The following is a 21,581-nucleotide window of genomic DNA, read 5'->3' as shown; positions in this document are numbered from 1 at the left end:
GAGATGGTTGTCGTTAGCCATCTTTTTCTCTTTTTATAGAAAAATTTCAGGGAGGTATGTGACTCGGACGAGGCACATACCTCCCTGTTTAGAACTGTCTATTAACCGACAGCCCCCTTGTGTATATACTTTCTGATTGACTTAGATGCCGTCGGCCAGATTTTTATTGGCTGTGGCCAGCATCAATTTAATTCGGTTGACCTGGTTGACTTCGCTGGCGCCCGGGTCATAATCGATGGCTACGATATTGGAGCCCGGATATGTATTTCGCAGTTCTTTGATAACGCCTTTGCCGACGATGTGATTCGGCAAGCATCCGAATGGCTGTGTGCATACGATGTTTCCCGCTCCCTGATGAATCAGCTCGATCATTTCTCCGGTTAAGAACCAGCCTTCGCCGGTCTGATTGCCGATAGAAACGATTGGTTCGGCATATTTGGCAAGTTCTTCAATCTTTGCCTGCGGATGGAAGTGGCGGCTCTTTTCAAGCTCTTTGCGGGCGGTCTTGCGAACCGTTTCCAAGGCTTTGATCACCGCATTGCCCATCATAGCGCCTTTCTTGCTTTTTCCAAGTTTTTCATATTTAAAATTACTGTTATAAGCGCTGTATAAGAAGAAGTCCAAAAGGTCCGGCATAACGGCCTCGGCGCCTTCTTTTTCAAGCAGTTCCACCAGATAGTTGTTGGCGGAAGGGGAGAATTTTACAAGAATCTCTCCGACAATGCCGACTCTCGGTTTTTTCAGGTTTTCATCAATCGGAAGCTGGTCGAAATCCCGGATGATTCCCTGAATATTTTTCTTAAAGCTGTTCCGGTTCTTGCCCGTGATGGAATCGATGCAAACCTGCTGCCAGTACTTGTGAAGCCGGTCTGCGGAGCCCGGATAAATTTCATAAGGGCGCATCCGATAAAGGACTCTCATAAAGACATCGCCGTAAACGATCGCCTGCATGGCGCCGATGAGAAGCTTCGGCGTAAATTTAAGTCCCGGGTTGGATTCCAGACCGGCAGCATTAATGGATACCACCGGAATCTGATGCATGCCCGCATTCTGGAGAGCACGCCGGATGAATCCGATATAGTTGGTTGCACGGCAGCCGCCGCCGGTTTGAGTCATGGCGATGGCAACCTTATTTAAGTCATATTTGCCCGACAGCAGCGCCTTCATGATCTGCCCGATAACACAGATTGAAGGGTAGCAGGCGTCGTTATTTACATATTTCAATCCGATATCAATGGCTTCTTTATCGCAGTCCGGCAGTAAGTCTACTTTCAGTCCGTTATACCGCAGGGCTTCAATTAAGATGTCAAAATGGATTGGTGACATATTCGGCGCGAGAATCGTATAATCCTTTGCCATTTCCTCGGTGAAGATAATCCGGTCATGGGCGCTTGTGTGAACTTCTCCGTGAATGTGTTTCTGTTCACGCAGGCGGATGGCTGCAATGAGGGAACGGATACGGATCCGCGCCGCACCCAGATTGCTGACCTCATCGATCTTCAAACAGGTATAAAGACGGCCGGAACCGGTAAGGATATCCTTAACCTGATCCGTTGTCACCGCATCCAGGCCGCAGCCGAAGGAGTTGAGCTGAATGAGTTCCAGATTCTCCTGGGTTTTGACAAACTGGGCGGCTTTATACAGCCGGGAATGATACATCCACTGGTCGGAAACGATGAGAGGACGTTCAATCTCCGCCAGATGGGACACACTGTCCTCTGTCAGCACGGCGATACCATAAGAGGTGATCAATTCCGGAATACCATGGTTGATCTCCTTATCGATATGATATGGGCGTCCGGCCAGAACAATGCCCTTCATATGATTATCACGCAGATATTTAATGGTTTCTTCACCTTTGTCCTTCATATCCTGGCGGGCTTTGGCCAGCTCTGCCCAGGCAGCGGCGACAGCGGCTTTGATTTCCTGCGGACGGATATCTGTGGTTTTGCAGAATTCCTCCGTCATTCGCTGAACGATATGTTCTTCATTGTCCAGAGAAAGGAACGGATTCATGAACTGGATATGTTCTGAAGCCAGTTCTTCCACGTTATTTTTAATATTTTCCGAATAAGAAGTAACGATCGGACAGTTGTAATGATTATTGGCGCCTTTCACCTCATCCCGCTCATAAGGAATACTTGGATAGAAGATAAAGTCCACACCGTTTTTAATGAGCCACATGATATGCCCATGGACCAGCTTGGCCGGATAGCATACCGATTCACTCGGAATAGATTCAATACCCAGAGTATAAATATTTGCGGAAGACTGAGGGCTCAATACGACCTGATAGCCCAATTCCGTGAAAAATGTAAACCAAAATGGGTAATTTTCGTACATATTCAGGACACGCGGAATACCCACTTTGCCCCGGCGCGCCTTATCCTCAGTCAAAGGTTCATATTGGAAAATACGTTTGTATTTATAATCAAATAAGTTCGGAATCTTACTGTCCGCCTTGGCCTTTCCGATGCCGACTTCACAGCGGTTGCCCGTGATAAACTGGCGGCCGCCGCTGAAACGGTTGATGGTCAAATGACAATTATTGGTACAGCCCTTGCAGCGTCCCATGGAAGTTGTATATTTCAGCGCGATCATTTTATCCAGAGAGAGCATGGTGGATTCGCTGCCGTCATAACGCTCTCTGGCAATGAGGGCGGCGCCGAAGGCTCCCATGATTCCGGCGATATCCGGGCGGACGGCGTCACGGCCCGCAATGCGCTCAAAGCTTCGGAGAACGGCGTCATTATAGAATGTACCGCCCTGCACAACGATCTTTTCGCCCAAATCTTTCGGATCCGTCAGCTTGATGACCTTCAAAAGAGCATTTTTGATAACGGAGTAGGCCAGCCCGGCGGAGATATCGCCGACTTCTGCGCCTTCTTTCTGGGCCTGCTTGACATTGGAGTTCATAAACACCGTACAGCGGGAACCCAGATCGATCGGATTTTTGGCAAATAAAGCAACTTTCGCGAAATCACTGATCTCATAATTCAGAGACTTGGCAAAGGTTTCAATAAAGGAACCGCAGCCGGAAGAGCATGCCTCATTTAAAAGAACGCTGTCTACCGTGTTATTTTTAATTTTAATACATTTCATATCCTGGCCGCCGATATCCAGAATACAGTCGACTTCCGGTTCAAAGAAGGCGGCGGCATAGTAGTGGGCAACCGTCTCAACCTCACCCTCATCCAGCAAAAAGGCGGCTTTCATCAGAGCTTCACCGTAACCGGTGGAGCAGCCCCTGACGATACGGGCGCTGTCGGGAAGTTGTTCCTTGATTTCTTTAATGGCGCGGATCGTCGTATTCAGAGGACTTCCGTTATTATTGCTGTAGAAAGAGTAGAGAAGGGTTCCGTCCTCGCCGACAATGGCAACCTTTGTTGTGGTGGAGCCGGCATCAATCCCGAGAAAACAGTCGCCCTCATAGTCTTTCAGACTGCCCTTTTTGACCGCATGTTTATTATGACGCGCCGTAAAAGCGTCATAATCGGCCTGATTCTTAAAAAGCGGCTCCATACGCTTGGACTCGGCTTCGATTTTAATATCCGAAGAGAGCAGTTCGATCAGCCCATCCAATGTCTGACCTTCCGTGTTGCTGTCATTCATGGCAGCGCCCATGGCGGCGAACAGATGGGAATTTTCAGGCGCAATAATATATTCCCCGGACAAATGGAGCGTGCGGATAAAAGCTTCCTTTAACTCAGATAAGAAATGAAGCGGTCCGCCGAGGAAAGCCACATGTCCCCGGATCGGTTTACCGCAGGCCAGACCACTGATGGTCTGATTCACTACCGCCTGAAAAATGGAAGCCGATAGATCGGCTTTTGTGGCGCCTTCATTGATCAAAGGCTGAATATCCGATTTGGCAAAAACACCGCAGCGGGCGGCAATCGGATAAATTGCCTGATAATCTTTCGCATATTCGTTCAGACCGGAGGCATCCGTCTGGAGCAGTGAGGCCATCTGGTCAATAAAAGAACCTGTACCGCCGGCACAGATACCATTCATACGCTGTTCAATATTTCCCTGAGAAAAATAAATTATTTTTGCATCCTCACCGCCAAGCTCGATGGCGACATCCGTTTTCGGTTCAAAATACTGAAGTGCGGTGGATACAGAAATAACTTCCTGAACAAAAGGAATGTTCAGCGGTTTCGAGATGGACATGCCGCCGGAGCCGGTGATCATTCCGTGAATGTTTACATTTCCAAGTTCATTTTTTGCTTTGACGATCAAATCCAGAAGCGTTTCCCGGATGTTGGCAAAATGCCGTTCATAATCTGAGAAAACGACCCTGTTTTCATCATCCAGGCAAGCTATCTTTACGGTTGTTGAACCGATATCAATTCCTAATCTATATGTAGTAATCATGCAATTCCTCCTAAGAGTTTCTGTATAAAAATATATATTCTTTGTCGAATGTATTATAGTACAACCGGGCAAAAAACTCAATACTCACTTTCACCGGTTCCCATACACCTTTTTCTGGAAACGGGCATAAAATAAATAAAAAACAGGTGGGCTTATGAATTATTTTGTGCGGCGGCAGGACAATGAATACGGGAGATGCGACGGTATGTTGCATGAAATCCGGGAGAGGGACACTTTATATAAGGTATCCCGTCTTTACGGCGTTACCCTGGAAGAACTGATGGAAAAAAATCCCACGGTCGATGTTTATAATCTGACGATTGGTGATAAACTATGTATACCGGTAAAACATATTCCTTACATTGTGCAGAGCGGCGATACTCTGGACTGGCTTCTGGAGCATTTCAATCTGGATTATGAAACATTCAGAAATGCCAACCCTCAGATGAAACCGATCATGTTGACAGAAAACGATGTGGTTTATATTCCTGAGACAGACGGCTAGATCAGCCGGGTAGGAAACCGGCGGTCAGCACAAGTGTCGGTTGACAAAAAACAAGGCTTTTACTATAATAAAACTGATTGCAAAACATGGAAAGAAGGGGGCAGCTTTTATGCGGCAGCCCCTTTCATATTCACAGAAAGGGTTTTATATGTCATTATTAGATAAGTTGGAACGTAAATTCGGAAAATACGCGATTCCGAATCTCATGCAGTACATTATTATACTTTATGTTCTCGGAATGATTCTTCGCATTGCGACACCGGGAGTATATGAAACATATTTTATGCTGGATGCAAGTCAGATCCTGCGCGGACAGGTCTGGCGGATCTTTACATTTCTGCTTCAGTCGCCGTCAACGAATATTCTGTTCTTTTTAATTACTTTATATTTTTATTATATGATCGGCACTGTGTTGGAGAAAACATGGGGGAGTTTCCGGTTTAATGTCTATTATTTTACCGGGGTCATCGGGACAGTTCTCGCCGCGATCATCATTTATCTTGTGACCGGCCGGGTGTATTATCTGGATACAACATACATCAATGCATCGCTGTTTCTGGCTTTTGCCTTTGAATATCCGGATATGGAAGTGCTGCTTATGTTTATCCTTCCAATTAAAATGAAATGGCTGGCCTATATTGATATGGCGCTTTATGCCTACAGCCTTGTCGTTGGAAACTGGGGGACACGCATAGCAATCATTGTATCCCTTTTGAACTTTATTTTGTTCTTTTCCTCCATTATCCGGCGAAAAGGCTATTCGCCGAAACAGGTTCACCGGAAGATGGTTTACACAAAGGCGGTCAAACAGGCAAAGAAAGCGTCGACCCATCATAAATGTGCGGTCTGCGGCCGTACGGAGGAGGATGATGAAACTCTGGAGTTTCGTTATTGTTCCAGATGCAACGGCAATTATGAATATTGTCAGGATCACTTATTTACCCATCAGCATGTCAAATAATTCAGGTGATTTTATGAAATGGTATAAAAAGCTATATTTGGGGGAATCCATTAAACAGGCGAAATGGGTCCGTTTTCAGATCACTTTTGGGAAAAAACCGAAGGGATATTATTGTATTTCCCTTTCAAATTGTCCGGAAAATCTCCTGGATATTTATCCGAGTCAGTTTTTAAGAACGCCCGATATGGATACAGATCATATTTATATCGTGGGACTGGCTTCGGACAGGGCAGAGGCCTTTGATGTGGTCAGAGATATTATTGAGGATGTGTATATCCATACGCATGGATTTGATTTGCGGAACTATTTAGGCATTACAGTATAGAGGTGTTGAAGTGATACATATCATTTTATTGATTTTAAAAATACTCGGATGTATCATTCTGGGAATTCTGGCATTGATTCTGGCCACGGTTCTGATCGTCCTCTTTGTTCCTTTTAAATATGAACTTTCGGCGGCTTATGACGGGGCGCCGGAGGCCGGTGGAAAGCTATCATGGTTGTTTGGGGCTTTGAAGGTCCGGGGAAGCTTTAAGGACAAAAAAATACGTGCCAGGGCTTCGATTCTCTGGTTTCGGATTTTCAGTATGGGAGAAGATGAAGAGAAAGCGACGGATACAGTCCAAGAGGCAGCCGCGGATGCTGAAGAGGCGGTAAAGGCGGAGACAGAGGATATTCTGTCGGCCCCGGAAGATATTTTTGAGGAAGAGACGATCGGCAGCAGAGAAGCTGTCCCGCCTGAAGAAGAGGCCGCAGAGTCGTCTTCAGCCGGTGAGCTTCCGGCGGCGGATGCCGAACCGGAGGAAGAAAAGAAGCCCGAGATCAAACCGGAGGCATTGCCGGAGCCGGATAAAACGCCGGAAAAGGTGAAGAAGGTAAAACAAAAGAAAAAAACCAAACAAAAAAAAGAAGGAAAACTTTCAGCCCTTCGTAAACAGTATGATAAGCTGGTTCACACAAAGGATATGGCCGAACGGTTTTGGAATGCCGATTTTACCCAGGGCAGCATTGCTTTCGCGAAAAAAGCTGCAGCCTCCCTTTTAAGGCACGTACTGCCGAAAAAAGCTGCGGGCCACATCCGTTTTGGATTTGACAAGCCTGCGGATACGGGGAAAATTCTTGGCTATGCCAGTATGCTGTATGCCTGGTATGGCGATTCTCTGACATTGCAGCCGGATTTCGACAGGGCTGTTCTGGAGGGCAATATCGATATACGTGGTTCCATTCGGTTATACATTTTCCTGTATTGGGGACTTCGGGGACTTTTAAACAAAGATTTGAGAAAATTAATAAAATTTATAAAGCATTTTAAAGGTAAGGAGGAAACCTTATGGCAGTAAATACATTCAGCACATCCGTTCAGTCTCTCTTTGATGGTATGAACGGCGTACTTTCAACAAAATCGGTTGTCGGTGAACCGATCACAGTCAATGATACGATCATTATTCCATTAGTGGACGTCAGCTTTGGTATGGGAACCGGCTCGACAGCTTCGGATTCAAAGAAAAAAGATGCTTCTGCGGGCGGACTTGGCTGCAGTATGGACCCATGTGCGGTGATCGTTATCCGTGGGGATGTCGTAAGGATCATCCCGGTGGAAAGTCACCAGTCACCGTTTATGAAATTGATCGATATGGTTCCGGACATCATGAACCGATTTACAAAGGGAGATCCGATGAATGACGCTGAAGTCGCGGAGCAGGTCAATACGATTGTTGAAGATAATTAGCACTTTCCATGCATTCGACGCATAAACTATAAAGAGTAAAACTATGGGGAGATGCTTATGAAACGCATTATAGGGTTTATAATGTTCTGGGTGGCTGTCGGCATGACAATTATGTTATTTATTGATTCAGCCCTTTTGAGCATCTGTCTCATTCTGTTTTTTCTGGTTTTGAGCTATAATTTTTTCTGCTGCAAATAATAAAATACGATAAAAGACAAGGTGAAAATATGAGTGTATCAAAAATAAATTTTAATGACAGCAATGAAGCGTATATTGTTGTTGAACCTATAAGCGATATTGATAGAGAAGCATTCAAAACTTATTTGGAATTGGACAGCCCGTCCTTTTTAAAATGTGAATTTGAAAACGGAAAAGCGTTTACTCTGTATTATAGTTATGGGAAACGTATGACCCTGAAACAGTTTTTATCCCATATCGTGGATAAAAAAGAGGCTGTTCAGTTTTTAAAATCGCTGACTATGGCTTTTATTGAAGCAGAGCGGCACGGCATGAATACAGATCATATTCTTCTCGGTATCAACAGTATTTTTTATAATGAAGAAAACGGCCAGGTATCCTGTATTTATGTGCCTGTCAATGAGGGCGTTCTTCCGGCCAGACCGTTGCGCCTTTTCCTGAAAGAAATGCTTGTAAATATTGTATACAGCGAAGAAGATGATATGACCTGGCTTGGCAATACCATTCGCTATATCAGTTGGAACAGACAGCTTTCATACAAAGATTTTTATGAATTTTTGCAGACTCAGGAAGAATTGGTAAAAGAACCGGCGGCAGAGACAGAGGAAGAACCGATGATGCCGGAAACAGCCGAAAAAGCGGAGCCGGAGAAAGTGCCGGAAGAAATATCAGAAAAAGCAGAAGAAGCGCCGGAAGAGGATCTGGCAGATTTAAAATCTGTTCTTGAGAGTATCCCGGCGGCAGAGAGTGTAAATGCATTAAAATTCGATACAAAATTTGACACAAAGGAAACGGCGGAACCTGCTGTTGAAGCGGAACCGGTTATTGAGGAAGAAGCAGAGGAACCGGAAATACCGGCGCCGGAATCGGTGCCTTTCCATCCGGAAGAAAACGGGCCTGAAGAGGATGCAGAGAAAATCGTCGGAGTGCTTGTACGGCGCATTAATCAGATGTCCTACCTTTTGGAACAGCCGGAGATCCGAATCGGAAAATCCGCATCCAATGATATCTGTATCAGCGATAATCCGGCCATCAGCCGGGTACATGCAATCATCACCCGATTTGATGGAAACTATCAAATCCAGGACAACGGCTCAACGAATCATACCTTTGTAAACGGCATTGTGCTCAGGGGCGCTCAGGAAAAGCCGCTGTCAGCGGGAGACCGGATTTTGCTTGGAAACGAAGAATTCATTTTCAAGCTTCAGGAAATGTAGAGTATAGGAAAATAAAAGGATATCTTTCGGCCCGGAGCAGAAGATATCCTTTTTAAAAAAATCAAAGAAAAAAGGCAGCATTGCATCAATGCTGCCCTCATACTTTCATTAAGCTCTCTCAACTAAACCAGAACGTAAACAGGAAGTACATACGTATATTTTCTTCGGTGTTCCGTTATCGTTTACCTTTACTTTCTTAATGTTAGATTTCCACATTTTATTGCTTCTTTTATGTGAATGAGACACTTTGATTCCAAAGTGTGCTGCTTTTTCACAAACTGCACATTTTGCCATCGCCTGCCACCTCCTTAAAAGATGATATTAACCCTACAGGTTTACAACAAATCAATTCTAACAGATATTTCTATGAAATGCAAGTGAAGATTTATAAATAATGTCAAAATAAATATTTTCTTTTTTATGGAAAACGGTTATAATAAAACATATGAATATAGAATTGGAGGTTCTCGTTATGAAAGGGCACTTAAATAAAGAGGGTGGCACTGTTGACATTGATTTAGATGTTATTTCAAGATATGCCGGCTTGACAGCTATCGAATGTTTTGGTATCGTTGGCATGGGAATGATTAGCATGAAAGATGGTCTGACCAGGCTTCTTAAGCGGGAAAGCCTTACCAAAGGCGTTGAGGTGACCATCGAAGATAATCAGATCAATATCCGTTTCCATGTGATTATTGCTTACGGCGTGAGCATTGCAACCGTTGCTGATAACTTAATGAACAGTGTGAAATACAAAGTGGAGCAGTTTACTGGAATGGAAGTTGGCCGAATCGACATTTTTGTCGAAGGCGTTCGAGTGATTGATTGACATTAAGGAGGAACCAACGGTGGTTATGAATACAATTGATGCGAACATGCTGAAAAAAATGTTCTTATCAGGAGCACAGCGATTAGACTCAAAAAAAGAATGGATCAATGAATTAAATGTATTTCCTGTTCCGGATGGAGACACCGGTACAAATATGACGATGACAATTATGTCTGCGGCCAGAGAGGTGCAGGCAATTGAAACTCCAACGATGGAAAATCTTGCAAAAGCAATTTCCCAGGGCGCGCTGAGAGGCGCCCGAGGTAATTCCGGCGTTATCCTTTCTCAGCTTTTCCGAGGCTTTTCGAAGGAAATCAAAGAAGTTGAAATTATCGATGCCCGGGTTCTTGCCTCGGCTTTGGAACGGGCGGCTGAGACGGCCTATAAGGCAGTTATGAAGCCGAAGGAAGGTACGATCCTTACTGTAGCAAAGGGAATGTCCACAAAAGCTATGGAAGTGTTTGAAGAGACGGATGATCTGAGCGAGGGTATTGCAAAGATTCTGGAATATGGCGATTATGTTCTCAGTCAGACGCCGGAGATGCTTCCGGTATTGAAGCAGGCAGGCGTAGTCGATTCGGGCGGTCAGGGCCTGATGGAGGTGCTGAAAGGCGCATATGACGGTTTTCTCGGCAAAGAGGTGGATCTGGCCGCAGACTTTAAACCGGCTGCTAAAGTTTCCGTTCCGGACAGTGATATTGACACGGCAGATATCAAATTCGGCTATTGTACGGAATTTATCGTTATGCTGGAAAAGCCGTATACCCAGGAGACAGAACATGAGTTTAAGTCTTTCCTTTCTTCGATTGGCGACAGTATTGTATGTGTTAACGATGAAGATATCGTTAAAGTTCACGTACATACCAATGATCCTGGTTTGGCCATTCAGAAAGGTTTATCCTACGGCTCTTTAACCAGTATGAAAATTGATAATATGCGTGAAGAACACCATGAAAAAGTAATTAAAGATGCGGAACGCAAGGCGGCCGAACAGAAAGCGGCCGAAACGGCAGCGCCGAGAAAAGAAGTCGGCTTTATCGCCGTGTCCATCGGCGAAGGCATGAATGAGATCTTTAAGGGCCTCGGCGTTGATCATATTATCGAAGGCGGCCAGACAATGAATCCGAGTACGGAGGATATTATGAATGCCGTGGATAAGGTCAATGCGGATACGATTTATGTTCTGCCGAATAATAAAAACATCATTCTTGCGGCAGAGCAGGCAAAATCCTTAGTCGAAGATAAAAATCTGATGGTTATTCCGTCCAAAACAGTGCCGCAGGGAATCACGGCGGTTGTGAATTATATTGACGGCGAGACAGCGGAAGCAAACGCGGAGCATATGATTCAGGAAATGGAACGGGTGAAATCCGGCCAGGTAACTTACGCTGTCCGGGATACGGTGATTGATGATAAGACCATCTCGGAAGGGGACATCATGGGTATCGGAGATACGGGGATTCTCTCAGTGGCAAAAGATATTGAATCGGCAACGGCGGCATTGATCGACGCTTTAGTGGATGAAGATTCCGAGTTGATCAGTATCTACTATGGTGAAGACATTGCCGGGGAAGATGCGGAAGCCCTTGCTGCTCAGATTGAAGAAAAATACCCGGATGTGGACGTGGAAATTCAGGATGGCGGACAGCCGATTTATTACTACGTACTTTCTGTGGAATAATACAAATAAAGATTAAAGGAATGCTTCCGGAAGGCGGCATTCCTTTTTTTGAGGTGATACAGTGAAAATTACGGATCCCATTCGAAATCTCAGGGGCGTCGGAGATAAAATTGAAAAAAACTTAAATAAACTGGGGATTTTTACGGTGGAGGATTTACTCGAATACTATCCGAGGGCCTATCAAACCTATGATGAACCGGTCGATGTGAGCGAGATCACACCGGGAAAACGGCTGGCTGTCCGGGGATATCTGCATCGGAGTCTGGCCCGGATCCCCGGCGGACGAGTGGAGAAAACCGCCGGCGTTCTCACGGAAGGCAATTCGCGGCTGCAGCTTATATGGTATCGGATGCCCTATCTGAAAAAACAGATCATTTCAGGAAAAACTTATATTTTTTATGGCGCCGTTAAAAATAAGAATGGGCAGTGGACCATGGAGCAGGCGGAAATTTTTGAGCCGGAAGCTTATGAGAAAATTCGTTCCTCCATACAGCCCATCTATTCTCTGACCGAAGGCGTCCATCAGAAATTGATCGGCAGGCTGGTCCGGCAGGTGCTGGATGAAGAGCAGTTGTTTGAAGATTACCTGCCTGAGGAGCTTCGAATGGAATTTCATCTGGCCGAATATAATTATGCCCTGAATAATATTCATTATCCAAAGGACAGGGAATCGCTGACATCAGCCCGGCGGCGCCTGGGATTTGATGAATTCTTTTTATTTGCCCTGGCCATTCGGCGAATGAAGGCCTCCAGAGACCGCTCGGAAAATATTCATCCGGCAGACAGCAGCGCATGGGCAGAGAAGTTTATCGGCTGCCTGGACTATTCATTGACCGCCGCTCAGCAGAGGGTATGGAAAGAAATTTTTGCGGATTTTTCGGGCAGGCATGTGATGAACCGGCTGCTTCAGGGCGATGTGGGCTCCGGCAAAACCGTCATTGCCCAGCTGGCTCTTTTGACCGCGGCGGAGGCCGGATATCAGGGCTGCCTGATGGCGCCGACGGAGGTGCTTGCAAGACAGCACTATGAGAGTTTTCAACAGGATTTTGAAAAATTTTATAAAGTTTCGGGAATCCGGATCCGCTGCAGACTTCTAACCGGTTCCATGCGAGCCGGAGAAAAACGGGATGTTTACGAGGCGCTTGAAAATAATGAGATTGATATTCTTATAGGAACTCATGCCGTCATTCAGGAGAAAGTACACTTTCATAACCTCGGTATGGTTATCACCGATGAACAGCACCGCTTTGGCGTAAATCAGAGGGAATGGCTGTTTGGCAAAGGAAATCTGCCCCATGTGCTTGTTATGAGCGCCACGCCGATCCCGAGAACACTGGCCATTATTCTTTACGGTGATCTGGATATATCGGTGATCGATGAACTTCCGGCCCGGCGGAAACCGATTAAAAACTGCGTTGTTGACACGGGATATCGCCCGGCGGCCTATCGGTTTATTGAAAAGCAGGTGTCCGAAGGACATCAGGTCTATATTATATGTCCGATGGTAGAAGAGAGCGAGTTTATGGATTTGGAAAATGTTCTGGATTATACCGACAAAATACGGAAAATTTTACCGCCTTCGATCAGGGTTGATTATCTGCATGGCAAAATGACCGGCGCCCAAAAGGATGAAATTATGGAGCGGTTTCACCGAAAAGAAATTCAGGTGCTTGTCTCGACAACGGTTATTGAAGTCGGCATTAATGTGCCAAATGCTACAGTAATGATGGTTGAAAATGCCGAACGTTTCGGACTGGCCCAGCTCCATCAGCTTCGGGGCCGTGTCGGCCGCGGTGATGCCCAATCTTATTGTATCTTTATCCAATCAGGCAAAAGTGGCAGCGCAAAAGAACGGCTTGAGATCCTTGTTAAATCCAACGATGGTTTTTATATTGCCGCTGAGGATCTGAAACTCCGCGGACCGGGCGATATGTTCGGCCTGAGGCAAAGCGGTCTGATGGATTTCCATATTGCCGATTTATTTCAGGACAGCGATCTGCTTCAGATTGCCGGCGACTGCGCAAAAAAATATGAAAATGAAATTCCTGAAAATCTGGAACGCCGCATGGAGAGATATATGCGTCTTGCAGGCAGTGACGTGATTCTCTAAAAACTTCCAGAGTATTTATCGCTGCCGGAGACATACTAGAGTTGTAGCTACAAAAGGAAACCAATGAACTAAGAATTTGAAACGGAGGAATTTGCTATGAGCAGAAGAAGTTCGAATACTCCTGAAGTACCACAGGCAAAAGATGCACTCGACCGATTTAAATTTGAGGTAGCCAACGAAATCGGCGTTCCTTTAAAACAGGGCTATAACGGTGACCTCACTTCCCGTGAAAACGGTTCTGTCGGCGGCGAAATGGTTCGCCAGATGATTCGCAGACAGGAAGAGGAAATGGCAAATCACCGGTAATTGAAAATCCGTGAACAGAGCGGAAATCATGAAGATAAGTGGTCGTATTTTTGCGGCCACTTTCCTCTGTATGGAAAATAAGAAGAAAAATTTACAAAAATCTGGGGGTTTCCCTTGACAAATTGTAGAAACATACTAAAATTATAAACAGTTAAGTAAGAAGGATGGTTATCTTATGCGAGTCATTGCTGGAAAGGCCCGGCGCATACAATTAAAAACTGTTCCCGGGATGGAAACGCGGCCCACAACTGACCGGATTAAAGAGACACTGTTCAACGTACTTCAAACGGAGCTATATAGTGCTCGCTTTTTAGATTTGTTCAGCGGAAGTGGGGCCATCGGCATCGAAGCGTTAAGCAGAGGATGTGAGATGGCTGTTTTTGTTGAAAATAACCGGAATGCAGCAGAATGTATCCGTGAAAACCTAAAAGCTACAAAACTGTCCGAAGCTGCCGTTGTCATGCAAAAGGACGTGCTTATGGCGCTGCAGCAGCTGGAACAGGAAGGAAAATGTTTTGATCTTATCTTTATGGACCCTCCGTACAATCACTTTCATGAGAAGAAAGTGCTGAATCGGTTATCCGGTTCACCGCTGGTGCACACGGATACGTTGATCATTGTTGAGGCGAGTCTTGAAACTGACTTTTCATACATAGAGGGCTATGGTTATACTGTTGTCAGAGAGAAGCATTATAAAACAAACAAACATATTTTCCTTAAAATAAAATAATATAACCGAGGATACAAAAATGAAAAGAGCAATTTATACCGGAAGCTTTGACCCGGTAACTTATGGACATCTGGATGTAATCGGCCGTTCATCCCGCATGGTGGATGAGCTTATTGTTGCGGTACTGAAAAACAGTGCAAAAACTCCATTGTTTTCTGTAGAAGAACGTGTTAAAATGTTAGAAGAAGTCACGAAGGATATTCCGAATGTATCGGTTACTTCTTTTGAAGGGCTTACCATTGATTTTGCGGATGCAATGGATGCCCGTATTATTGTGCGCGGACTTCGAGCAATCACGGATTTCGAATACGAACTCCAGATGGCACAGACAAATCGAATTGTAAATCCGAAGGTGGATACCATGTTTTTGGTGACCAGCGAGGAATATTCATATTTGAGCTCCACGATCTTAAAGGAAATCGCCAGATATGGGGGAGCTTTGGACCGTTTTGCTCCGCCATGTATTATTGAAAAAGTCAAGTCAAAATACAATTTAAAAGGAGAATAATCATGAGTAGAATCGAGCAGTTAATTGATGAAATCGAAGAATTTGTAGAGAGCTGTAAACCACAGCCTTTTTCCCAGACAAAAATTATCGTACCAAAAGATGAATTATTTGAATTATTAACGGAATTAAGATTAAAAACTCCGGATGAGATAAAGAGATATCAGAAGATCATTGCCAATAAGGATAAGATCATTAATGATGCCCAGGCCCAGGCTGAACGTATGCTGGAAGAAACGACGGCTTATACCAATCAGCTTGTCGAGGAGCATCAGATCATGCTGAAAGCTTATGAGCGTGCGGAGGAAGTACTGAATGCCGCCAATGCCCAGGCCGAGGCAACGATTAATGAAGCCAATGCCAATGCGGAGGAAATTCGTTTGAATGCCCTTCAGTATACAAAAGAACTGGTGGATAATCTGGAAAATATTGTCAGCGGTGCGCTGAGTATTTCTCAGGAACACTCCAAGGGCCTGATCAATGGCCTTTCCTCCAGTCTTGCGGTTTTGAAAGAGAATCAGGAAGCTCTGTCCAGCCAGTTAAACGGGCCGGTAACTTCTGCGGAACCGCCGGTATACGCACCGGAAGATTCAGATTTTGATTCGGATGATTACGAAGAGGATGAAGACCTCTATGAATCCGATGATTACGAAGAAGATGAAGCTGAAGAAGATGCAGACGATGATGATTTCGATTATGATGACATCGACTAGGGTTTTCCAAAGAGCTTTTCTTGATTTACAGGCATAGAGTTATATAAATATACATGACAGAAACAGCTATAGTAGCAGCTATGGCTTTTTCTGTTGTGTATTTTTTTATGCTCAAAGAACTTTTGCCGGTCATACCGGCTGTTTGGGCTATGACGGATAAGCCGCCGAAGGAGATGAGCCATGTGGTTATAAGGATCTTTGAGGTTGCGGAAACGGCAGACTGGGAGGCAAGCATCTGGATCCCGGTTGTCATTTCGAGAAGGCCGGCCAGAAGAGCCTGAGCCGCGGGCGGCAAAAAGACAAGGTGCCGGATAAAGGCGGCGGCTGTGGAAAAGATAAGAACGTAGCCGGATATACTGACAATAATTGAGAAAGTATCATGGATGACCATGTCTAATAAATTATTTTCCGGGATACCTTTCGCGGAAAACTTTTTGGGCTGCAGACAGGATGTGAAATGAGGAAGGTCCACATTCTTTTTTCGATGAAAAGGATTAAATATAAGCCCCGCTGCCAGATTTCCGCCAAGAATCGCCATATACATGGAAAGCCCGAGACGAGGGTCGTCAAAACAGTGAAGGCCGATAAAGCTGATCATATAGGCCGGGCTTGGGTTATTGCAGATCAAGAGCAGGGACTGAGAAGTTATCCGGTTTTTGGAGGACTTAAAGTCGGCCGCCGCCCTGGCCCCAAGGGGATAGCCAGAGAGAAAACCGATAAAAATCGACAGATAGCGGCCCGCATCAGAGCGTTCGGCCAGATATCTGAAAAGCGTTGTCAGGAGGATAAAGGGATATAAGGCGGGCAGAACCTGGCCGAACACGAGCAGCAGGCCGTCTTTCATTCCCCCGCCGGAGATAGCGGGAAAGCAGAGACATAATAAAAAAAAGAGGAGACATAAAAGCATGGATAACACCTTTTTGTTATTATGCTATGTCTCCTTGTTTTATAATATGATGATTTCCTGATTAAACTCATTTTTTAATGTCTGTCCATACTTCACTTGAAGCGCTGTGCGATAATAATCGGCAGCCCGGATATCCGCCTCCAAAAGCCTCCGGCCATTGCCGGACAAAGTTTCCGGATAGGAAGACATTTTTGTCAATATGGGGATGGCCGTATTCTTTTTCATATATCCCAGAAGCGGCGCAGCGTCCTTCCTGAATCCGAGAACACGGGCATAATAGGCATAATCATCCGCCTGCGCCCGCACAAAGGTTTCTTTATCCAATTCAAGAAGAATGTGGGCGGCGCAGCGGCAGAGACGACTGTAGGTAAAGGCCCTGTTCTTTATTTTCATGAGAAAGTCCGGCAGCGATCGATAGTTTTTAAAGAAGTACAGCATGCGGTTTGCGATTTCTTCGGTCACATCCATATACCGGGACAGATCCGAAGCAGAGCGAAGAAAGGAAGCCGCAAACATGGATGATAGATCTTCCGGCCGCATCGGAAGCTCCCTTTGAAAACCGGCATCGATTATCTTCCGGGATGTTTCCGGAAGTCCTTCCTGTAGATCGATATCATTTTCACACTGAATCGCCCGGCGGATAGCGGAAGCAGAAGCGAAAAAGCAGTCTGAATCCGGATCGTGATAACCGTTTCCCTTTCTGGCGACAGGAATCGGCTGAATAGATGAACAACTCTTTTTCAGTGCCGTGATATACTCTAAGGCAAGAATATTGTTCGGCGCCGCCAGCAGTTCCGGCATTTCGATAAGTTCCGAAAGAGCTCCGGCTCTGGCCGCCGGATAGGAAAGGCCGCATTTCAGAGAACGGGAAAGACTTTCTTTATACCGCTCCGGCTCATCCATGAGAATATTTGAAATTCTTTCAAGCCATTCCAGATGCTCTGCTTCGGCGTCAAAGCCTTCGCAGCCAAAGCTGAGAGCCTCCACGCAATTTAAAGCGTTTAAATGGGCGACGGCCCCCTCGGCAAACACGGCCGCGCTTCCGGTGGCATAGTAGACAGGCAGTTCAAGCACCAGATCGGCGCCGCCCATAATGGCAGTTTTGGCCCGAAGATGTTTTGGCATCCATGCCGGTTCCCCGCGCTGAGTAAAATCGCCGCTCATAATGACGATAATATAATCGATATCCTGTTCCCTGCGGAATTTTTCAATTTGATATTTATGACCGTTGTGAAACGGATTATATTCAGCGATGATCGCTCCAACTTTCATAATTCCCTCCAAAGTTGTATTGATTGTATTATAGCATCTATATATAGAATATGCTCCAAAAAAAATACAAAAATTCAATGTTTTGCCCAATAAAATCTCTTGTTTTGCACTTTTAACTAGTATATAATAGTAATGGTTGAAGAGAAAAATAAATATTTTTTATATGAAAGGGGTATTCATCATGGGATTTATTGATGGAATCAAAGCACGCGCAAAAGCGGACCTTAAGACAATCGTTCTTCCGGAGTCTTATGACTTGCGTGTCATTGAAGCAGCAAGCAAAATTGAAAAAGAAGGCGTAGCCAAAGTTATTTTGATCGGTGACCCGGAAGATATCGCGAAATCCGCAGCAAGCTTCGATTTATCAGGGGTTGAAATTGTAAACCCGGAAACATATGCCGGATTGGATGACTTTATCGTTCATTTCTATGAACTCCGTAAAAGAAAAGGTATGACATTAAATGATGCAAGACGTATTCTTACATCCAACTTCTTATTCTTCGGTGTTATGATGGTTAAGATGGGACTTGCTGACGGTATGGTCGGCGGATGTACAACACCTACGGCTAACTTACTTCGTCCATCTCTGCAGATTCTTAAAACTGCTCCGGACAGTAAACTTGTATCCGCATTCTTCGTACTGGATGTTCCAAACTGTGAATTCGGCGCTGACGGCGTATTCATTTTCTCCGATGCCGGTTTGAATCAGAATCCAACTTCCGAAGAATTAGCTCATATCGCTTATGATTCTTCCAAAACATTTGAAACATTAATCGGCAAAAAACCGATCACGGCAATGCTTTCTCACTCCACAATGGGTAGTGCAAGCCATCCGGATGTAGATAAAGTACGTAATGCGGTTGAATTCGCTCATAAAGAATACCCGGATCTTCTGGTTGATGGTGAATTCCAGCTGGATGCAGCGATCGTTCCTGAGGTTGGACAGCAGAAAGCTCCTGGCAATGAGATTGCCGGACATGCAAATGTACTTATCTTCCCTGATCTGGATGCAGGCAACATCGGTTACAAACTGGTTCAGAGACTTGCAAAAGCAGAAGCTTACGGCCCGATCACACAGGGTCTTGCGGGTCCGGTTAACGATCTGTCCCGTGGATGCTCCGCGGACGATATCGTTGGCGTTGCTGCAATTACAGCGGTACAGGCTCAGATGGAAAAATAATCAATATATGATCATTGAGGACCGGCAGAAAATTGCCGGTCCTTTTTGCGGCTGTTCAGTCGGAAGAGGGCGCAAAGGGCGTAAAGGGAAAATACTTTACATCTCCGAAAAATAATTATTGACAAAATATTCTGACCTATGTATAATGAATGAGGTATGGAGTTAGGAGACGTCTATGTTTATTAATATTTCAGAGCTTATTTCTACACCGTCAAAAACAGAGAATTTTACTGTTCCTGTGAATATGGAAGTTTATGAATGGCAGGGTGAACATTTTCCTTTTCGTGAAAAGGGTGAACTCGTTCTTAACTTATCAAATGCGGGAGTCCGGAAAGTTCATCTGGAAGGCCATTGGAAAGGAAGTCTTGGTATTCCCTGTGACCGATGCCTGAAGGAAGTTCTTGTTCCCTTCCATGTCGATTTGGATGAGATGATCGATCTGTCATCGGAACGGCAGGAAGATCTGGCGGATGACAGCTATGTGGTGGAAAACAGTATTGATACGGACGCTCTGATCAATCATGAAATTTTAATTCGATTCCCAATGAAGATATTATGCCGTGAAGATTGTAAAGGCATATGTCCGAAATGCGGAAAGGATTTAAACCATGGAGAGTGCGGCTGCGACAGGGTTTCGCCAGATCCCCGGATGGCTGCCATTCAGGATATTTTTAAGAATTTTAAGGAGGTGTGATCCATGTCCATTTGTCCAAAGAATAAATCATCCAAAGCAAGAAGAGACAGCCGTAGAGCTAATTGGAAGATGAGTGCTCCGGCTTTAGTTAAATGCAGTCATTGCGGCGAACTTATGATGCCTCATAGAGTATGCAAAGCTTGTGGATATTACGATAAAAAATCTATCGTTGAAGTTCAGTAGTTATATCTGAAAAGAAATTAACAGAAGGCGGGAAGAAATTCCTGCCTTTCTTTTTTCTTTTGAATTCGGTAAAAAGAGGTTGATTTAATGTATATTATCTAGTATATTTATAGATGATTACAGACATTGTAATTGGAGGCACGAAATATGGAAGAATTAGTAACTGTCGCTCTGGATGCCATGGGCGGTGATAATTCACCGTCGGAGATCGTCAAAGGCGGCGTGGATGCAGTCAATGCCAGCAAAGAAGTTAAGGTGTTGATGGTAGGCGATAGGGAAAAAATTCAGGCTGAACTGGAAAAATACACCTATGATAAAGAACGAATCGAGATCATCCCGGCAACAGAGATCATCAGCAATAATGAATCGCCGGTCAAAGCGATTCGGAACAAACCGGATTCTTCAATTGTCCGCTGTCAGAGACTGGTGAAGAATGGTGAGGCAGACGCAATGGTGTCCGCCGGTTCAACAGGGGCAGTCCTTGCCGGAGGTCAGTTGATCGTCGGCCGTATCAAGGGAGTCCAGAGGCCGCCGCTTGCACCGCTGATTCCAACCGAAAAAGGTTTTTCGCTTTTGATCGACTGCGGCGCCAATGTCGATGCCCGGGCGCAGCATCTGCTGCAGTTTGCCCAGATCGGTTCGATATATATGAAACACATTATGGGCGTTGAAAAACCAAAGGTGGCGATCGTCAACATCGGTGCGGAAGAGGAGAAGGGCAACCAGCTGGTCAAAGAGGCATACCCGCTGTTAAAAGAGTGTCCGTCGATTCATTTTATCGGCAGTATTGAAGCCAGAGATATTCCGTCAGGGAAGGCAGATGTTATTGTCTGCGAAGCTTTTGTTGGAAATGTTATTTTAAAACTGTATGAAGGCGTGGGTATGACGCTGATTAAAAAAATGAAGACAGCGATGATGTCTTCGTTTCAAACCAAGATAGGTGGTTTCCTCGTAAAACCTGCTTTGAAGGGGGTTGCCAAAGAATTCGATTCCAGTGAATATGGCGGCGCACCGTTGCTTGGACTGAAAGGGCTGGTCGTGAAAGCCCATGGAAGTTCCGGCGCATATGACATCAAGAATTCGATTCTTCGATGTATATCCTTTAAAAAGCAGAATATCAATGTACGGATAGAGGAAATTTTAAATCAGTGATTTCCCAATCTCATAAAATAATTTTATTTTTGAAAGGACGTTAGATTATGGAATTAGAAAGATTAAAAGAGATTATTGCAGATATCATGGGGCTTGATGCCGGTGAAATTACAATGGATTCTTCTTTTGCGGAAGACCTTGGCTGTGACTCTCTGGATACGGTAGAGATCGTTATGGCCATTGAAGATGAACTTGACATTAAAATTCCTGATGACTCCGCAGAAAGTATTGTTACTGTCGGTGATGCTATGGAAGCGATCAAAAACATTTTAAATTAATTGCAGTGTAATAGAGCACATAAAACAGGGGTCTCCGGTTACAAGAAGAGGCTC

At 45.0% G+C, this 21,581-nt stretch carries 22 protein-coding genes; 18 read left to right on the top strand and 4 right to left on the bottom strand.

All coding sequences use genetic code 11. The features are described 5' to 3' along the window. Positions 1-141 precede the first annotated feature (141 nt). A complete protein-coding gene (locus ACMN7X_RS08080; RefSeq protein WP_418746956.1) occupies positions 142-4,377 on the bottom strand; it encodes an acyl-CoA dehydratase activase-related protein in 4,236 nt (1,411 codons plus the stop codon). Positions 4,378-4,531: 154 nt separating this feature from the next. On the opposite strand from ACMN7X_RS08080, the gene ACMN7X_RS08075 reads away from it, so the two are divergent. From ACMN7X_RS08075 to ACMN7X_RS08050, 6 genes are all read left to right on the top strand, one after another. After that, positions 4,532-4,882, top strand: a complete 351-nt coding sequence (locus tag ACMN7X_RS08075) for a LysM peptidoglycan-binding domain-containing protein (RefSeq protein ID WP_418746955.1) — start codon at positions 4,532-4,534, stop codon at positions 4,880-4,882. A 148-nt stretch (positions 4,883-5,030) separates the two neighbouring features. Continuing rightward, a complete protein-coding gene (locus tag ACMN7X_RS08070; protein ID WP_418746954.1) occupies positions 5,031-5,843 on the top strand; it encodes a hypothetical protein in 813 nt (270 codons plus the stop codon). A 13-nt stretch (positions 5,844-5,856) separates the two neighbouring features. Then, positions 5,857-6,168: a hypothetical protein gene (locus tag ACMN7X_RS08065; RefSeq protein WP_418746953.1), complete on the top strand. Its 312-nt coding sequence runs from the start codon at positions 5,857-5,859 to the stop codon at positions 6,166-6,168. Positions 6,169-6,178: 10 nt separating this feature from the next. After that, positions 6,179-7,183: a DUF2953 domain-containing protein gene (locus ACMN7X_RS08060; RefSeq protein ID WP_418746952.1), complete on the top strand. Its 1,005-nt coding sequence runs from the start codon at positions 6,179-6,181 to the stop codon at positions 7,181-7,183. Continuing rightward, complete coding sequence (locus ACMN7X_RS08055; protein WP_418746951.1) at positions 7,174-7,572, top strand: GerW family sporulation protein; 399 nt, start codon at positions 7,174-7,176, stop codon at positions 7,570-7,572. The genes ACMN7X_RS08060 and ACMN7X_RS08055 overlap by 10 nt, the downstream gene beginning before the upstream one ends. A gap of 227 nt (positions 7,573-7,799) precedes the next feature. Beyond that, the gene (locus tag ACMN7X_RS08050; protein WP_418746950.1) at positions 7,800-8,987 is read left to right on the top strand and encodes an FHA domain-containing protein; all 1,188 of its coding nucleotides are present in this window, start codon (positions 7,800-7,802) and stop codon (positions 8,985-8,987) included. A 108-nt stretch (positions 8,988-9,095) separates the two neighbouring features. Here the strand turns inward: ACMN7X_RS08050 and rpmB are convergent, their stop codons facing one another. Continuing rightward, positions 9,096-9,281 carry a 50S ribosomal protein L28 gene (gene rpmB / locus ACMN7X_RS08045; RefSeq protein ID WP_418746949.1) on the bottom strand — a complete coding sequence of 62 codons (186 nt, stop codon included), beginning with the start codon at positions 9,279-9,281 and terminating at the stop codon, positions 9,096-9,098. A gap of 178 nt (positions 9,282-9,459) precedes the next feature. On the opposite strand from rpmB, the gene ACMN7X_RS08040 reads away from it, so the two are divergent. The 7 genes from ACMN7X_RS08040 to ACMN7X_RS08010 all read left to right on the top strand — a co-directional run bounded on the left by ACMN7X_RS08040 (position 9,460) and on the right by ACMN7X_RS08010 (position 15,861). Further along, a complete protein-coding gene (locus tag ACMN7X_RS08040; RefSeq protein WP_418746948.1) occupies positions 9,460-9,816 on the top strand; it encodes an Asp23/Gls24 family envelope stress response protein in 357 nt (118 codons plus the stop codon). 19 nt (positions 9,817-9,835) lie between these two features. Further along, a complete protein-coding gene (locus tag ACMN7X_RS08035) occupies positions 9,836-11,497 on the top strand; it encodes a DAK2 domain-containing protein (protein WP_418746947.1) in 1,662 nt (553 codons plus the stop codon). Between the two features lie 61 nt (positions 11,498-11,558). Next, entirely contained in the window at positions 11,559-13,607 is a 2,049-nt protein-coding gene (gene recG / locus ACMN7X_RS08030; RefSeq protein ID WP_418746946.1) for an ATP-dependent DNA helicase RecG, read from the top strand. A gap of 96 nt (positions 13,608-13,703) precedes the next feature. Continuing rightward, the gene (locus ACMN7X_RS08025; protein WP_178042759.1) at positions 13,704-13,913 is read left to right on the top strand and encodes a small, acid-soluble spore protein, alpha/beta type; all 210 of its coding nucleotides are present in this window, start codon (positions 13,704-13,706) and stop codon (positions 13,911-13,913) included. A 175-nt stretch (positions 13,914-14,088) separates the two neighbouring features. Then, positions 14,089-14,643, top strand: coding sequence for a 16S rRNA (guanine(966)-N(2))-methyltransferase RsmD (gene rsmD / locus ACMN7X_RS08020; protein ID WP_418746945.1), 555 nt, complete (start codon positions 14,089-14,091; stop codon positions 14,641-14,643). A gap of 19 nt (positions 14,644-14,662) precedes the next feature. Then, on the top strand, positions 14,663-15,151 hold the full coding sequence (gene coaD, locus ACMN7X_RS08015; RefSeq protein WP_418746944.1) for a pantetheine-phosphate adenylyltransferase: 489 nt from the start codon (positions 14,663-14,665) through the stop codon (positions 15,149-15,151). Between the two features lie 2 nt (positions 15,152-15,153). After that, complete coding sequence (locus ACMN7X_RS08010; protein ID WP_418746943.1) at positions 15,154-15,861, top strand: ATPase; 708 nt, start codon at positions 15,154-15,156, stop codon at positions 15,859-15,861. Positions 15,862-15,886: 25 nt separating this feature from the next. Here the strand turns inward: ACMN7X_RS08010 and ACMN7X_RS08005 are convergent, their stop codons facing one another. Beyond that, the gene (locus tag ACMN7X_RS08005; RefSeq protein WP_418746942.1) at positions 15,887-16,705 is read right to left on the bottom strand and encodes a hypothetical protein; all 819 of its coding nucleotides are present in this window, start codon (positions 16,703-16,705) and stop codon (positions 15,887-15,889) included. Positions 16,706-16,807: 102 nt separating this feature from the next. Then, a complete protein-coding gene (locus tag ACMN7X_RS08000; protein ID WP_418746941.1) occupies positions 16,808-18,040 on the bottom strand; it encodes a nucleotidyltransferase family protein in 1,233 nt (410 codons plus the stop codon). Positions 18,041-18,221: 181 nt separating this feature from the next. Between ACMN7X_RS08000 and pta the strand changes: the two genes are divergently transcribed. The 5 genes from pta to acpP all read left to right on the top strand — a co-directional run bounded on the left by pta (position 18,222) and on the right by acpP (position 21,527). After that, positions 18,222-19,220, top strand: coding sequence for a phosphate acetyltransferase (gene pta / locus ACMN7X_RS07995; RefSeq protein ID WP_418746940.1), 999 nt, complete (start codon positions 18,222-18,224; stop codon positions 19,218-19,220). Between the two features lie 175 nt (positions 19,221-19,395). Then, on the top strand, positions 19,396-19,914 hold the full coding sequence (locus tag ACMN7X_RS07990; protein ID WP_418746939.1) for a YceD family protein: 519 nt from the start codon (positions 19,396-19,398) through the stop codon (positions 19,912-19,914). Positions 19,915-19,917: 3 nt separating this feature from the next. Beyond that, positions 19,918-20,097 (top strand): 50S ribosomal protein L32, encoded by a 180-nt coding sequence (gene rpmF / locus ACMN7X_RS07985; RefSeq protein ID WP_132093879.1) that lies wholly within the window; start codon positions 19,918-19,920, stop codon positions 20,095-20,097. 147 nt (positions 20,098-20,244) lie between these two features. Beyond that, positions 20,245-21,249: a phosphate acyltransferase PlsX gene (gene plsX / locus ACMN7X_RS07980; protein ID WP_418746938.1), complete on the top strand. Its 1,005-nt coding sequence runs from the start codon at positions 20,245-20,247 to the stop codon at positions 21,247-21,249. A 47-nt stretch (positions 21,250-21,296) separates the two neighbouring features. Next, positions 21,297-21,527, top strand: coding sequence for an acyl carrier protein (acpP, locus tag ACMN7X_RS07975; RefSeq protein ID WP_418746937.1), 231 nt, complete (start codon positions 21,297-21,299; stop codon positions 21,525-21,527). Positions 21,528-21,581 lie beyond the last annotated feature (54 nt).

Origin of the sequence: Frisingicoccus sp. (genome assembly GCF_048388605.1) — a bacterium.
Taxonomy (GTDB): domain Bacteria; phylum Bacillota; class Clostridia; order Lachnospirales; family Lachnospiraceae; genus Frisingicoccus.
Note: the sequence above shows the minus strand (reverse complement) of the source record. Positions and strands in the feature narration are given on the sequence as shown.

Coding starts and splice junctions, on each gene's coding strand:
- ACMN7X_RS08080 (WP_418746956.1), bottom strand. CDS start 4,377: ATGATTACTACATATAGATTAGGAATTGATATCGGTTCAACAACCGTA.
- ACMN7X_RS08075 (WP_418746955.1), top strand. CDS start 4,532: ATGAATTATTTTGTGCGGCGGCAGGACAATGAATACGGGAGATGCGAC.
- ACMN7X_RS08070 (WP_418746954.1), top strand. CDS start 5,031: ATGTCATTATTAGATAAGTTGGAACGTAAATTCGGAAAATACGCGATT.
- ACMN7X_RS08065 (WP_418746953.1), top strand. CDS start 5,857: ATGAAATGGTATAAAAAGCTATATTTGGGGGAATCCATTAAACAGGCG.
- ACMN7X_RS08055 (WP_418746951.1), top strand. CDS start 7,174: ATGGCAGTAAATACATTCAGCACATCCGTTCAGTCTCTCTTTGATGGT.
- ACMN7X_RS08050 (WP_418746950.1), top strand. CDS start 7,800: ATGAGTGTATCAAAAATAAATTTTAATGACAGCAATGAAGCGTATATT.
- rpmB (WP_418746949.1), bottom strand. CDS start 9,281: ATGGCAAAATGTGCAGTTTGTGAAAAAGCAGCACACTTTGGAATCAAA.
- ACMN7X_RS08040 (WP_418746948.1), top strand. CDS start 9,460: ATGAAAGGGCACTTAAATAAAGAGGGTGGCACTGTTGACATTGATTTA.
- ACMN7X_RS08025 (WP_178042759.1), top strand. CDS start 13,704: ATGAGCAGAAGAAGTTCGAATACTCCTGAAGTACCACAGGCAAAAGAT.
- rsmD (WP_418746945.1), top strand. CDS start 14,089: ATGCGAGTCATTGCTGGAAAGGCCCGGCGCATACAATTAAAAACTGTT.
- coaD (WP_418746944.1), top strand. CDS start 14,663: ATGAAAAGAGCAATTTATACCGGAAGCTTTGACCCGGTAACTTATGGA.
- ACMN7X_RS08010 (WP_418746943.1), top strand. CDS start 15,154: ATGAGTAGAATCGAGCAGTTAATTGATGAAATCGAAGAATTTGTAGAG.
- ACMN7X_RS08005 (WP_418746942.1), bottom strand. CDS start 16,705: ATGAAAGACGGCCTGCTGCTCGTGTTCGGCCAGGTTCTGCCCGCCTTA.
- ACMN7X_RS08000 (WP_418746941.1), bottom strand. CDS start 18,040: ATGAAAGTTGGAGCGATCATCGCTGAATATAATCCGTTTCACAACGGT.
- pta (WP_418746940.1), top strand. CDS start 18,222: ATGGGATTTATTGATGGAATCAAAGCACGCGCAAAAGCGGACCTTAAG.
- ACMN7X_RS07990 (WP_418746939.1), top strand. CDS start 19,396: ATGTTTATTAATATTTCAGAGCTTATTTCTACACCGTCAAAAACAGAG.
- rpmF (WP_132093879.1), top strand. CDS start 19,918: ATGTCCATTTGTCCAAAGAATAAATCATCCAAAGCAAGAAGAGACAGC.
- plsX (WP_418746938.1), top strand. CDS start 20,245: ATGGAAGAATTAGTAACTGTCGCTCTGGATGCCATGGGCGGTGATAAT.
- acpP (WP_418746937.1), top strand. CDS start 21,297: ATGGAATTAGAAAGATTAAAAGAGATTATTGCAGATATCATGGGGCTT.